Below are 12,038 nucleotides of genomic sequence, written 5' to 3' on the forward strand. Positions count from 1 at the left end.
TAAGGCTAAGACGCGACATTGCAATGCCCACCCCTTTGAGGAGCCTCGCACATGTCGAACACCGACGTCTTCTTCTCCCGCCCGCTGGCCGAATCCGATCCGGAAATCTTTGGCGCGATCGAGAAGGAACTGGGTCGCCAGCGCCACGAAATCGAGCTGATCGCATCGGAGAACATCGTTTCCCGCGCCGTGCTTGAGGCTCAAGGGTCGATCATGACCAACAAATATGCGGAAGGTTATCCGGGCAAGCGTTATTACGGCGGTTGCCAGTTCGTCGATATCGCCGAGGAGCTCGCCATCGAGCGCGCTAAAAAGCTGTTCGGCGTCAACTTCGTCAACGTCCAGCCGAATTCCGGTTCCCAGATGAACCAGGCCGTGTTCCTGGCGCTGCTGCAGCCGGGCGACACGTTCATGGGCCTCGACCTGAATTCCGGGGGCCACCTCACCCACGGTTCGCCAGTCAACATGTCCGGCAAGTGGTTCAACGTCGTCTCCTACGGCGTGCGCGAAGGCGACAACCTGCTCGACATGGACGAAGTTCAGCGCAAGGCCGAGGAGCACAAGCCGAAGCTGATCATCGCCGGCGGCACCGCCTATTCCCGCATCTGGGACTGGAAGCGTTTCCGCGAGATCGCCGATTCGGTCGGCGCCTACCTGATGGTCGACATGGCCCATATCGCCGGCCTCGTCGCTGGCGGCCAGCATCCGTCGCCGTTCCCGCACTGCCATGTCGCGACCACGACGACCCACAAGTCGCTGCGCGGCCCGCGCGGCGGCGTCATCCTGACCAATGACGAGGACCTGGCCAAGAAGTTCAATTCGGCCGTATTCCCCGGCCTCCAGGGCGGACCGCTGATGCACATCATCGCCGCCAAGGCGGTCGCCTTCGGCGAAGCGCTGCAGCCGGACTTCAAGGATTATGCCGCCCAGATCGTCAAGAACGCCAAGGCGCTGTCCGAAACGCTGATGGCCGGCGGCGTCGATATCGTTTCCGGCGGCACCGACAACCACCTGATGCTGGTCGACCTGCGCAAGAAGAACGCCACCGGCAAGCGCGCCGAGGCGGCACTCGGCCGCGGTTACATCACCACCAACAAGAACGGCATTCCCTTCGACCCGGAAAAGCCCTTCGTTACGTCGGGCATCCGCCTCGGCACCCCGGCCGGGACGACGCGCGGCTTCAAGGAAGCGGAATTCAAGGAAATCGGCAATCTCATCATCGAGGTTCTCGACGGCCTGAAGGTCGCCAATTCCGACGAGGGCAATGCTTCGGTTGAGGCCGGCGTGCGCGAAAAAGTCGTGGCGCTCACGGGCCGCTTCCCCATGTATCCCTACATGTGATCCCCGGGTCGCCGCCTGGGCGATCCCTTGTTGGCAAGCCTAAGGAGAGGCGATGCGCTGCCCCTATTGCGGTTCGGAAGACACGCAGGTCAAGGATAGTCGTCCGGCGGAGGATTACACCTCCATCCGCCGGCGGCGCATATGCCCGGATTGCGGCGGCCGCTTCACCACGTTCGAACGCGTCCAGCTCCGCGAACTGATGGTCACCAAGAAGACCGGCCGCAAGGTGCCGTTCGACCGCAACAAGCTGGTGCGGTCGTTCCAGATCGCACTGCGCAAGCGGCCGGTCGACAACGACCGGATCGAGCGGGCGGTATCGGGCATCGTGCGCCGGCTCGAAAGTTCCGGCGAGAACGAAATCTCCTCGGAAGAGATCGGCCTGCAGGTGCTCGAAGCCCTGAAGAGCCTCGATGACGTCGCCTTCGTGCGTTATGCCTCCGTCTATCGCGACTTCTCCCATGCGGAGGATTTCGAAAAGGTGATCCAGGAGATCAACGCCAAGATCGCCCGCGATCCCGGCATCGAGCCGTAGCCATGACGAGCGCTGCCGAAGACCGGTGGTTCATGGCGTCGGCGCTGCGGCTGTCCCGCCTTAATACCGGCCAGACAGGCACCAATCCTTCGGTCGGCTGCGTGATCGTCAGGGACGGCGAGATCGTCGGCTCCGCCGTCACCGCGCCCGGCGGTCGGCCGCATGCGGAAACCCAGGCGCTCGATATCGCCGGCGAAAAGGCGAGGGGAGCCACGGCCTATGTCACGCTCGAACCCTGCTCGCATTACGGCCGCACGCCGCCTTGTGCCAACGCGCTAGTCGAGGCGGGCGTCGCCCGCGTCGTCATCTCGCTGACCGATCCGGACCCGCGCGTTTCAGGCCGGGGGATCGCGATCCTGCGCGATGCCGGCATAGTCGTCGAGACCGGCCTGATGGAGGAGGAGGGGCGTCGGGCGCTTGCCGCCTACCTCACCCGCCAGACGAAGGGCCGCCCGCATGTGACTCTGAAGCTTGCAGTTTCCGCCGACGGCATGCTCGGCCGGCGCGGCGAGGAAGTGTCGATCACCGGACCCGAGGCGCGGGCGCAAGTGCACCGGCTGCGGGCCGAGGCGGATGCGATCCTGGTCGGCATTGGGACGGTGCTGTCCGACGATCCGGAGCTGACGGTGCGCGTCCCGGGGCTGGAGAAACGCTCTCCGATCCGCATCGTGCTCGATCGGCGGCTGGAACTGCCGCTGACCTCCAAGCTGGTGCAGACGGCGAGGGATGTGCCGGTGATTGTTGTTGCGGCACCGGGTTTAGCTTCTCGGGTTGAGGGGGGTATCCCGGAGGACAAGCGCGAGAAACTGATCGAGGCCGGCGTCGAGATCTTGGACAACACCGGACTCGATATCCTCCTGGCGATCCTCGCGGTTCGCGGCATGTCCTCGCTTTTGGTCGAAGGCGGTGCGACCGTTGCGCAGGCCTTCCTCGAAGCAGACCTCGTTGATCGCGTAATCCTTTTCCAGGGCGTGGAAACCGTCGGCGAAGGCGGGCTTGAATCGCCCCTGGCGCCATCCGATGTGCCGGCAGGATTTAAGCTCGTCCGCGAGGAAAGCTTCGGCCCCGACCGCTGTTTTGAATACGAAAGAGGTTTCTGATGTTCACCGGAATTGTCACCGATGTCGGCACGGTCGCGGCAACGACGCCGATGGACGAGGGGGTCAAGCTGAGGATCGCCACCAATTACGACCCGAAGACCATCGACATGGGCGCCTCGATTTCGCACGGCGGCGTCTGCCTGACGGTCACCAGGCTCCCGGACGCGGGCAGCAACGAGCGCTGGTTCGAGGTCGAGGCCTGGGAAGAGGCGCTGCGCCTGACGACGATCGCCGCCTGGACCGAGGGCACACGCGTCAACCTCGAGCGGGCGCTGAAGATCGGCGACGAACTCGGCGGCCATATCGTCTCCGGCCATGTGGACGGCAAGGCGGAAATTCTCGGCATCGAACATGAAGGCGAGGCGGTACGCATTCGTCTTCGCGCGCCCGAGGCGCTTGCCCGCTTCGTCGCGCCGAAAGGCTCGGTCGCGCTGGACGGCACGTCGCTGACCGTGAATGCCGTGGAGGGGAGCGATTTCGACGTACTGCTGATCCGCCACACGCTCGCCGTCACCACCTGGGGCGATCGAAAGGCGGGCGATTTCGTCAATTTCGAAGTCGATACGATGGCGCGTTACGCCGCACGGCTCGCGGAGTTCCCGGCGAAAGGCTGACGGCTCACGACGATCGGTTTTCGCGCGCCAGCACCGCGATCGGGCCATGGTAGTCGGCACGCGCGAACTCGCGGAAGCCGAGTTTGGATGCGACCCTGAGCGAGGCGGCATTTTCGGGGCTGATGATGCAGGTCATCCGGCGATCGGGGAAATAGGCCTCGCCCCAGGAGATCATCGCGCCCACCGCTTCGGTGGCATAACCGCGGCCATGGACGGACGGGATGAGCGCCCAGCCCGTCTCCAGCGTCCCTTCGATCGAGGGTTGAAACTCCCGGCGCATGTCCTGGAAACCGGCTTCACCGAGAAGGCGCCCCGTTTCCTTCTCTTCGATCGCCAGGAAGCCGAAACCCATCAGATGCCACATGCCGGTGACGCGCAGCATGCGGCTCCAGCTGTTCTCGCGGGACGAGGGGATACCGGATATGTAGCGAACCACGTCCGGGTCGGCCCAGAATTCGGCATAGGTCTCGAACTCCTCCAGCCGGTGGGGGCGCAGGATCAGCCGTTCGGTTTCAAGCGTCGGGATGGTGGTCATGGCGGGCTCCGCGGTCTGGTATGGCACTGATCCATATCGTCACTCACCCAGCTATTCCCGATTCGCATCCCTGCGTTCAGCGAAAATTGCTTGCCATTCCCCTCAGAGCGTGTTTTGACCGCCACCTGCCCGAGACCCATATGCCTTTCGGCCCGCCTTGAAGGCGATACGAGGTCATGCTGGGCCGATTTTGAACAAAGGTGAACCATGTCACGCGAAACCGCTCCACATCTCCTCGTCGTCGAGGCGCGTTTCTACGACGATATGTCCGATGCGCTGCTCGATGGCGCGACCCATGCGCTGAAAGAGGCCGGGGCGACCTACGACGTGGTCACTGTTCCAGGCGCGCTCGAAATCCCGCCGGCGATCGCCATGGCGCTCGATGCGTCGGAAGAAGGCGGCACCGAATACCACGGCTTCGTCGCGCTCGGCATGGTCATCCGCGGCGAGACCTATCATTTCGATATCGTCTCGAACGAATCTTCACGCGCACTCATGGATCTTGCCGTTTCGGAATCGCTTGCGATCGGCAATGGTATCCTGACCTGCGAGAACGACGAACAGGCATGGGCACGCGCCCGCCGTTCGGACAAGGACAAGGGCGGTTTTGCCGCCCGCGCTGCGCTGACCATGATCGCGCTGCGTGAAAAGTTGAACGGTGGTTGATTTGATGGCCAAGGAAGGCGAACACCCGGTGAAGCCGGCCAACCAGCGCGGCGCTGCCCGCCTGGCGGCCGTGCAGGCGCTCTATCAGATGGATGTCGGCGGGACCGGCGTGCTGGAGGTCGTGGCCGAATACGAGACCCATCGCCTCGGCCAGGAACTCGACGGCGACACCTATCTGAAGGCCGACGCCTCCTGGTTCCGCTCGATCGTTGCCGGCGTCGTGCGCGACCAGGTGAAGATCGACCCGCTGATCCGCGCCTCGCTGCAGGAAGACTGGCCGCTGTCGCGTCTCGATTCGACGCTGCGGGCCATCCTGCGCGCCGGCACGTTCGAGATTCTCGAACGCAAGGACGTGCCTGTCGCCGTCATCGTCACCGAATATGTCGAGATCGCACACGCCTTCTTCGGAGAGGAAGAGCCGCGTATCGTCAACGCTGTCCTCGATCGCATTGCCAAGCAGGTGCGCGGCGAAACCAAGAAATAACAAGTCAACGGCAAGGCAGGGCAGGGGCAGTATGGACGGCGCGGTAGACGGTCTTCAGACACAGATGAGTTCCGCCCGGCGCAGTGTCGCTCTTCTGGCCGGCGCCCAGGCAGTCCTCGGTTCGGCGCCGCCCCTGGTTTTCGCCCTCGGCGGCCTCGTTGGTTACCAGCTGCTCGGCGATGACAAGTCGCTGGCGACCGCGCCGCTGACCGGCTTCAATATCGGCATGGCGGCCGGCGCCGTCGCGGTTGCCATCGCCTCCCGGTTCCTCGGTCGCAAGGCGAGCTTCATGCTGGGCTCGATCCTCGGAGCGGCTGGGGCCGCCACCGCGGCGATCGCGCTGTTCCATTCGAACTTCTGGCTTTTTGCGGTCGGCCTGCTGTTGATCGGCCTCTGCAATGGCTTCACCCAGAAGATCCGTTTCGCCGCCGCCGATGCGTCGCCCTCGTTCTACAAGCCGAAGGCGATCTCCTGGATACTCGCGGCCGGCATCGTTTCGGCGGTGCTCGGGCCGCAGCTTGCGATCTGGACCAAGGACCTGCTGTCGCCGGTTCTATTTGCCGGCGCCTTCGTGGCCGTCATTCCGCTTTATCTGATCGCCCTGCTGATGCTGGCGCCGCTGAAACTGCCTCAGATGAGCGGCGGTCACGCGGCTTCGGTGCCGGCACGTTCGCTCGGCGAGATCGTCGTCACCCAGCGGTTCCTGACCGGCATGATCTGCGGCATCTCCTCCTACGCGCTGATGACCTTCATGATGACCGGAGCGCCGCTTGCGATGGTGATCGGCTGCGGTTTCCCCTCGGAAATGGCCACCCTCGGCATCCAGTGGCACGTGCTCGCCATGTTCGCGCCGAGCTTCTTCACGGGCATGCTGATTTCCCGCTTCGGCGTCGAGAAGATCGTCGCCGCCGGGCTGCTGATCCTGATGGGCTGCGCGGTGATCGCCCATATGGGCATCGAGCTCTGGAATTTCTGGGGCGCGCTGGTGCTGCTCGGCGTCGGCTGGAATTTCGCCTTCATCGGCTCGACTGCCATTGTCGCCTCCAGCTACCGCCCGCACGAGGCGGACAAGGTGCAGGGTTTCCACGACATCATCCTGTTCACCACGGTGGCACTGTCCTCCTTCTCCTCCGGCAAGGTGTTCACCGCCTACGGTTGGTCCTTCATGAACCTGATCATCTGGCCGGTGACGATCGTCTGCCTCGGCCTGGTGCTGGCGCTGATGTTCAAGCGCTCTTCCGTGAAATCCGCCTAGAGTCTTGTCCCTTCGGGGCTTGACGCCAATTCATCTCCACCGCAATCTCCCGTCCGCGTAGGCGATCCCGGATTCCTTGGGAGGGGAGCGGTCGGCTGCGCGGGAATGCGCACTATGGAGTATTGCGGCGGTCTTGCTCATCTCGTGGATGTGCGCCGCTGCAGGGGTGCACGGCCGGAGGGTATGGACCACCCGGCGCTAAGGGAGAGGAAAAGCGAATGACCGTAATTCTGGGTGTGATCGTGTGCGGGTTGCTATCGATCATTTATGCCGTCTGGGCGACGCGTTCCGTGCTGGCTGCCGATCAGGGCAGTATCCGCATGCAGGAGATCGCCGGATATATTCGTGAAGGCGCACAGGCCTATCTGGCGCGTCAATACATGACCATTGCAATCGTCGGCGTCGTCGTAACGATCCTCGCCTGGGTGCTGCTGTCCGGCACGGCCGCGGTCGGTTTCGTCATCGGCGCCGTGCTTTCGGGTGCCGCCGGGTTCATCGGCATGCACGTCTCGGTCCGCGCCAACGTGCGCACGGCACAGGCTTCTTCCCAAAGCCTTGCGGCCGGTCTCGACATCGCTTTCAAATCCGGCGCCATCACCGGCATGCTGGTGGCAGGCCTCGCTCTCCTCGGCGTCTCGATTTACTACTTGATTCTGACGGCCGGTCTCGGCCATCCGAGCGGCTCGCGTGAAGTCATCGACGCGCTCGTCTCGCTCGGCTTCGGTGCTTCGCTGATTTCGATCTTCGCCCGTCTCGGCGGCGGCATCTTCACCAAGGGTGCGGACGTCGGCGGCGACCTCGTCGGCAAGGTCGAAGCCGGCATTCCGGAAGACGATCCGCGCAACCCGGCGACGATCGCCGATAACGTCGGCGACAATGTCGGTGACTGCGCCGGCATGGCCGCCGACCTTTTCGAGACCTATGCGGTCTCCGTCGTCGCCACCATGGTGCTTGCGGCGATCTTCTTCGCCGGCGCGCCGATCCTCGCGACCGTCATGGTCTATCCGCTGGCGATCTGCGGCGCCTGCATCATCACCTCGATCATCGGCACGTTCTTCGTCAAGCTCGGCTCCAACGGCTCGATTATGGGGGCTCTCTACAAGGGCCTGATCGTCACCGGCCTGCTGTCGATCCTCGGCCTTGGCGCCGCGACTTCGCTCACCATCGGCTGGGGCACGATCGGCACCGTCGCGGGCAAGGAGATCACCGGCACGAACCTCTTCATCTGCGGCCTGCTCGGCCTCGTGGTAACGGCGCTGATCGTCGTCATCACCGAATACTACACGGGCACCAACAAGCGCCCGGTGAACTCGATCGCCCAGGCCTCGGTGACCGGACACGGCACCAACGTCATCCAGGGCCTCGCGGTCTCGCTGGAATCGACCGCCCTTCCGGCGATCGTCATCGTCGGCGGCATCATCACCACCTACCAGTTCGCCGGCCTGTTCGGCACCGGCATCGCCGTTACCACCATGCTAGGTCTCGCCGGCATGATCGTTGCGCTCGATGCTTTCGGCCCGGTCACCGACAATGCCGGCGGCATTGCCGAAATGTCTCACCTGCCGCCGGAAGTGCGCAAGTCGACCGATGCGCTCGACGCCGTCGGCAACACCACCAAGGCCGTCACCAAGGGTTACGCGATCGGTTCGGCGGGCCTCGGCGCTCTGGTCCTGTTCGCCGCCTATTCCAACGACCTGCAATATTTCGCCGCCAATTCCGCGCAGTATCCGTACTTCCAGGGCATCGGCGAAATCTCCTTCAGCCTCTCCAACCCTTATGTCGTCGCCGGCCTGATCTTCGGCGGCCTCATCCCATACCTGTTCGGCGGCATCGCGATGACCGCCGTCGGCCGCGCCGCGGGCTCGATCGTCGAGGAAGTGCGCAAGCAGTTCCGCGAGAAGCCGGGCATCATGGAGGGGACGGAAAAGCCGGATTACGGCCGCGCCGTCGATATCCTGACCCGGGCTGCGATCCGCGAGATGATCGTTCCGTCGCTGCTGCCGGTTCTCGCCCCGATCGTCGTCTATTTCGGCGTTCTGCTGATCTCCGGCGGCGACAAGGCCTCGGCCTTCGCGGCGCTCGGCGCATCGCTGCTCGGCGTCATCGTCAACGGCCTCTTCGTGGCGATCTCCATGACCTCGGGCGGCGGCGCCTGGGACAATGCCAAGAAGAGCTTCGAGGACGGCTTCGTCGACAAGGACGGCACCCGCCACATGAAGGGGTCCGAGGCCCACAAGGCATCGGTCACCGGCGACACCGTCGGCGATCCCTACAAGGATACGGCAGGCCCCGCCGTCAATCCGGCGATCAAGATCACCAATATCGTGGCGCTTCTGCTGCTGGCGGTGCTTGCCGGCTGATATCCGGTCCGAACGCGAAATAAAAAAAGCCCGCGGGGAGCAATCCTCGCGGGCTTTTGATCTCGTTCCCGGTGCTTACCTGCCGAAGCCCGAAAGAATGCTGCGGGCTGCTGCCCCACCGGCGCTTGAACCGCCGGAAAGCAGTTGCTGCAGAAAGGTAAGGTCGCGGCCGCCGGTCGGCGTCGTGCGCGATATGGTGTCGAACACCTTGCCGTCCTGCATCGTATAGTTGGCGCGGCGGGCGACGACGCCGTCCTTGTCGAAATAGATGGCGAGCACCGTCTGATCGACGATCTTCGGCTTCATGAAGGCCGCAGCGCGCGTGCGTTTCTGCGAAATGTAATAGAACACCTCGGTATCGAAGGTCGCCGTCGTGGAGGGCGTGCCCATCGTCAGCAGCACCTGCTCGCGGCTCGACCCGACCGGAATGAGCTCCAGCGACTTCTGATCGACCACGTAGCCGTTATACATGGTGTCGCCGATCTGCATGGACGTGCAACCCGAGACGGCGATGGATGCGACGACCATTGCCATCGCGGTTTTACTCAAGAATGTCATCTCGTATCCGAAAACCCGCTTGTTCAACGGCATCCCCCAAACTCAACCTGCCCCTGCTGACCCTACCATTGTGGCTATTCAGGGACATAAGACCGATCCCGACCCGGATGTTAAGGTCGCGAAGATCCCACCCCGTTCGCTGATCCGGCGGAACGGCATTGCAATTCGTGCATGCTTCGGTAAACCAGCTTTCGTTTCCATGCAACATGGCCGGTGGCAGGCCAGGGCGTTCCTGGAGGCAAATAACGGGAATTGAGATGATCTTCGGCCTTTTCAAGAAGAAAAACCAGAACCAGGCGATCGTTGACCGCCAGTATTCGACCTTGACGTCGGTGGCGCGCGTTCCGTTCTTCTACAGCGATCTGGACGTGCCGGACACGGTCATGGGCCGTTTCGAGATGCTCTCGATCGTGATGATCCTGTTCTTCAGGCGGACGGCTAAATCCGATTCGAGCGGGCAGGAACTGGCCCAGGAGATCGTGGACGCGTTTTTTCAGGACATCGACCATTCGATCCGGGAACTTGGCATCGGCGACCAGAGCGTGCCGAAGCGCATGAAAAAGCTGGCCGGCATGTTCTACGGCCGGGTTGAAACCTATGCCGCCGCCCTCGAAGCCAAGGACGGCGAGGCGCTTGCCGCAGCCCTTAGCCGGAATATCTATCCCAAGGCGGAGGATGCGCCCGGGATGCGAGGGCTGGCGGACTGGATGATTGTTGCGGAGACGGCGCTCGCCGGCATTTCCGAAGATGAGATTTCCCGCGGCCACGCGGTTCTGCCCCTGCCGGGCCCGCTGCCGCGAGAAGAGTGAGGTTTGATGAAGAACGACAATGGCGCAGGCGAAAAGCCTCCGTTTTCCTATCCCGTCAAGGTCGGGAACATTTCCGCCAACGCGGTGACCGTGAAGCTCGAAGCCGATGCGCGCGAACTCGAGGGTCTCGCAGGCCTGTGGCAGGTGGTTTCGGTCGGTTCACTGAAGGCCGAACTGCAGATCGCCCGCTGGAAGAAGGACGGCGTACGTCTCAAGGGCCGCGTCGAGGCCGATATCGTCCAGTCCTCGGTCGTCACGCTCGAGCCGGTAGCATCGAAGATAAACGAAGAGTTCGAGCAGATCTTCGTGCCTGAGGGATCGAAGCTCGCGCGGATTGTCACCAGCGATACCGCAGAGATGGTGATCGATCCCGATGGACCCGATCTTCCCGAAATGTTTATCGGCGACACGATCGATGTCGGTGAGGTGGTGGCCGAATTCGTGGCACTTGCGATCGATCCCTATCCGCGCGAACCGGGCGCCGAGTTTGCCGATCACCTGGAAGGCGATGCGGATGAAAAGTCCGGACGCCCCAATCCCTTTGCCGTCCTTAAGGACTGGAAAAAGGATTGAGGACGGGTTGTAAGCGGCAGCAAAAACTATATTTTGGCCACGAATTCGCCGACACGGCCCCGCATGAGGAGCGGAAGGTCGTTGGAGACATGAGAACTGGCGCATGATCCCCCAAGGGGATGGTGCGTTCGGCGAAGATAAGGATCAGGGACGCGTGATCAGAATTTCTATCGATGCCATGGGCGGCGATTTTGGTCCCGAGGTCGTCATTGCCGGTGCCGCCAAGGCACTGGAGCGCCACCCGGATGTGACCTTTCTCATCTATGGCCTGAAGGCCCAGTGCGAGCCGGTTCTGGCGAAATATCCGAAGCTGCGGGATAAATCCGTCTTCCACGAGTGCGAACTCGCCGTCAGCATGGAGGAGAAGCCGAGTGCAGCGCTTCGCCGCGGCCGCTATATCTCCACCATGTGGCGTTCGATCGAGGCGGTGAAGCTCGGCGAGGCGGAGGTCGTGGTTTCCGCCGGCAATACCGGCGCCCTGATGGCGATGGCGAAGTTCTGTCTGCGCACCATGGCCAATATCGAACGCCCGGCGATCGCCGGCATCTGGCCGACTTTGAAGGGCGAAAGCATCGTTCTCGATGTCGGCGCGACGATCGGTGCCGACGCCCAGCAGCTTCTCGATTTTGCGATCATGGGTGGCGCCATGGCGCGCTCGCTTTTCGAGGTGGACCGGCCGACCGTTGGGCTTTTGAACGTCGGCGTCGAGGAGGTGAAGGGCCAGGAAGAGGTCAAGGAGGCCGGGCGGCTGATCCGCGAGGCCAACCTGCCGACGATCGCCTATCACGGTTTCGTCGAAGGCGACGATATCGGCAAGGGCACTGTCGATGTGGTGGTGACCGAAGGCTTTACCGGCAATATCGCCCTGAAGGCGGCCGAGGGCACGGCCCGGCAGATCGCCACGCTGCTGCGCGAATCGATGTCGCGCACGCTCTTGGCCAGGATCGGCTACCTTCTCGCCAAGCCCGCATTCGACAGGCTGCGTGAGAAGATGGATCCGAACAAGGTCAATGGCGGCGTGTTCCTGGGCTTGAACGGCATCGTCATCAAGAGCCATGGCAGTGCCAATGCCGACGGTTTTGCTGCCGCGATCGATGTCGGCTATGACATGGCACGCAATGATCTCAACGCCAAGATCCGGCAGGATCTGGCAATTTACCATGCGCGTCGCCAGCCGCCGGCTGGCCCCGAAGCGGCATGACGACAGGATG

14 protein-coding genes are annotated in these 12,038 nt (G+C 63.1%); 12 read left to right on the top strand and 2 right to left on the bottom strand.

Going from position 1 to position 12,038, the window contains the following annotated elements; all coding sequences use genetic code 11:
* Positions 1 to 51 precede the first annotated feature (51 nt).
* Genes glyA through ACSQ8R_RS04850 form a run of 4 tightly spaced genes read left to right on the top strand, consistent with a single transcriptional unit; the run spans position 52 to position 3,587 of the window.
* The gene (glyA, locus tag ACSQ8R_RS04835; RefSeq protein ID WP_436252341.1) at positions 52 to 1,341 is read left to right on the top strand and encodes a serine hydroxymethyltransferase; all 1,290 of its coding nucleotides are present in this window, start codon (positions 52 to 54) and stop codon (positions 1,339 to 1,341) included.
* A 52-nt stretch (positions 1,342 to 1,393) separates the two neighbouring features.
* A complete protein-coding gene (gene nrdR / locus ACSQ8R_RS04840) occupies positions 1,394 to 1,873 on the top strand; it encodes a transcriptional regulator NrdR (RefSeq protein ID WP_007771094.1) in 480 nt (159 codons plus the stop codon).
* 2 nt (positions 1,874 to 1,875) lie between these two features.
* A complete protein-coding gene (ribD, locus tag ACSQ8R_RS04845; protein WP_436252342.1) occupies positions 1,876 to 2,973 on the top strand; it encodes a bifunctional diaminohydroxyphosphoribosylaminopyrimidine deaminase/5-amino-6-(5-phosphoribosylamino)uracil reductase RibD in 1,098 nt (365 codons plus the stop codon).
* Positions 2,973 to 3,587 (top strand): riboflavin synthase, encoded by a 615-nt coding sequence (locus ACSQ8R_RS04850; RefSeq protein ID WP_436252343.1) that lies wholly within the window; start codon positions 2,973 to 2,975, stop codon positions 3,585 to 3,587. The genes ribD and ACSQ8R_RS04850 overlap by 1 nt, the downstream gene beginning before the upstream one ends.
* 4 nt (positions 3,588 to 3,591) lie before the next feature.
* On the opposite strand, the gene ACSQ8R_RS04855 is transcribed toward ACSQ8R_RS04850, so the two are convergent.
* Positions 3,592 to 4,122 (bottom strand): GNAT family N-acetyltransferase, encoded by a 531-nt coding sequence (locus ACSQ8R_RS04855; RefSeq protein WP_436252344.1) that lies wholly within the window; start codon positions 4,120 to 4,122, stop codon positions 3,592 to 3,594.
* Between the two features lie 207 nt (positions 4,123 to 4,329).
* Here ACSQ8R_RS04855 and ribH point away from each other — a divergent pair, with 207 nt between their 5' ends.
* From ribH to ACSQ8R_RS04875, 4 genes are all read left to right on the top strand, one after another.
* Entirely contained in the window at positions 4,330 to 4,788 is a 459-nt protein-coding gene (ribH, locus tag ACSQ8R_RS04860; protein WP_436252345.1) for a 6,7-dimethyl-8-ribityllumazine synthase, read from the top strand.
* A gap of 4 nt (positions 4,789 to 4,792) precedes the next feature.
* Positions 4,793 to 5,272, top strand: a complete 480-nt coding sequence (gene nusB, locus ACSQ8R_RS04865) for a transcription antitermination factor NusB (RefSeq protein WP_436252346.1) — start codon at positions 4,793 to 4,795, stop codon at positions 5,270 to 5,272.
* A gap of 31 nt (positions 5,273 to 5,303) precedes the next feature.
* Complete coding sequence (locus ACSQ8R_RS04870) at positions 5,304 to 6,527, top strand: MFS transporter (protein WP_436252347.1); 1,224 nt, start codon at positions 5,304 to 5,306, stop codon at positions 6,525 to 6,527.
* Positions 6,528 to 6,745: 218 nt separating this feature from the next.
* Entirely contained in the window at positions 6,746 to 8,887 is a 2,142-nt protein-coding gene (locus ACSQ8R_RS04875) for a sodium-translocating pyrophosphatase (protein WP_436252348.1), read from the top strand.
* A 75-nt stretch (positions 8,888 to 8,962) separates the two neighbouring features.
* Here ACSQ8R_RS04875 and ACSQ8R_RS04880 read toward each other — a convergent pair whose 3' ends face one another.
* Positions 8,963 to 9,478, bottom strand: coding sequence for an outer membrane protein assembly factor BamE (locus tag ACSQ8R_RS04880; RefSeq protein ID WP_436252349.1), 516 nt, complete (start codon positions 9,476 to 9,478; stop codon positions 8,963 to 8,965).
* On the opposite strand from ACSQ8R_RS04880, the gene ACSQ8R_RS04885 reads away from it, so the two are divergent.
* From ACSQ8R_RS04885 to plsX, 4 genes are all read left to right on the top strand, one after another.
* The gene (locus ACSQ8R_RS04885) at positions 9,399 to 9,701 is read left to right on the top strand and encodes a hypothetical protein (protein WP_436255545.1); all 303 of its coding nucleotides are present in this window, start codon (positions 9,399 to 9,401) and stop codon (positions 9,699 to 9,701) included. The two genes, ACSQ8R_RS04880 and ACSQ8R_RS04885, sit on opposite strands and share 80 nt — an antisense overlap.
* A 1-nt stretch (position 9,702) precedes the next feature.
* A complete protein-coding gene (locus tag ACSQ8R_RS04890) occupies positions 9,703 to 10,254 on the top strand; it encodes a ubiquinol-cytochrome C chaperone family protein (protein WP_436252350.1) in 552 nt (183 codons plus the stop codon).
* A 6-nt stretch (positions 10,255 to 10,260) separates the two neighbouring features.
* On the top strand, positions 10,261 to 10,827 hold the full coding sequence (locus ACSQ8R_RS04895) for a YceD family protein (protein WP_436252351.1): 567 nt from the start codon (positions 10,261 to 10,263) through the stop codon (positions 10,825 to 10,827).
* Between the two features lie 154 nt (positions 10,828 to 10,981).
* Positions 10,982 to 12,028: a phosphate acyltransferase PlsX gene (gene plsX, locus ACSQ8R_RS04900; RefSeq protein WP_210011372.1), complete on the top strand. Its 1,047-nt coding sequence runs from the start codon at positions 10,982 to 10,984 to the stop codon at positions 12,026 to 12,028.
* The last annotated feature ends 10 nt before the right edge of the window (positions 12,029 to 12,038 follow it).

The organism is Neorhizobium sp. LjRoot104, from assembly GCF_964253725.1.
Taxonomy (GTDB): Bacteria; Pseudomonadota; Alphaproteobacteria; order Rhizobiales; family Rhizobiaceae; genus Neorhizobium.

Bases quoted from the DNA above. Each gene is read 5' to 3' on its own strand.
- glyA (WP_436252341.1), top strand. From the start codon at position 52: ATGTCGAACACCGACGTCTTCTTCTCCCGCCCGCTGGCCGAATCCGAT.
- nusB (WP_436252346.1), top strand. From the start codon at position 4,793: ATGGCCAAGGAAGGCGAACACCCGGTGAAGCCGGCCAACCAGCGCGGC.
- ACSQ8R_RS04885 (WP_436255545.1), top strand. From the start codon at position 9,399: ATGGATGCGACGACCATTGCCATCGCGGTTTTACTCAAGAATGTCATC.
- ACSQ8R_RS04870 (WP_436252347.1), top strand. From the start codon at position 5,304: ATGGACGGCGCGGTAGACGGTCTTCAGACACAGATGAGTTCCGCCCGG.
- ACSQ8R_RS04880 (WP_436252349.1), bottom strand. From the start codon at position 9,478: ATGCCGTTGAACAAGCGGGTTTTCGGATACGAGATGACATTCTTGAGT.
- ACSQ8R_RS04855 (WP_436252344.1), bottom strand. From the start codon at position 4,122: ATGACCACCATCCCGACGCTTGAAACCGAACGGCTGATCCTGCGCCCC.
- ACSQ8R_RS04895 (WP_436252351.1), top strand. From the start codon at position 10,261: ATGAAGAACGACAATGGCGCAGGCGAAAAGCCTCCGTTTTCCTATCCC.
- ACSQ8R_RS04850 (WP_436252343.1), top strand. From the start codon at position 2,973: ATGTTCACCGGAATTGTCACCGATGTCGGCACGGTCGCGGCAACGACG.
- ribD (WP_436252342.1), top strand. From the start codon at position 1,876: ATGACGAGCGCTGCCGAAGACCGGTGGTTCATGGCGTCGGCGCTGCGG.
- nrdR (WP_007771094.1), top strand. From the start codon at position 1,394: ATGCGCTGCCCCTATTGCGGTTCGGAAGACACGCAGGTCAAGGATAGT.
- ribH (WP_436252345.1), top strand. From the start codon at position 4,330: ATGTCACGCGAAACCGCTCCACATCTCCTCGTCGTCGAGGCGCGTTTC.
- ACSQ8R_RS04890 (WP_436252350.1), top strand. From the start codon at position 9,703: ATGATCTTCGGCCTTTTCAAGAAGAAAAACCAGAACCAGGCGATCGTT.
- ACSQ8R_RS04875 (WP_436252348.1), top strand. From the start codon at position 6,746: ATGACCGTAATTCTGGGTGTGATCGTGTGCGGGTTGCTATCGATCATT.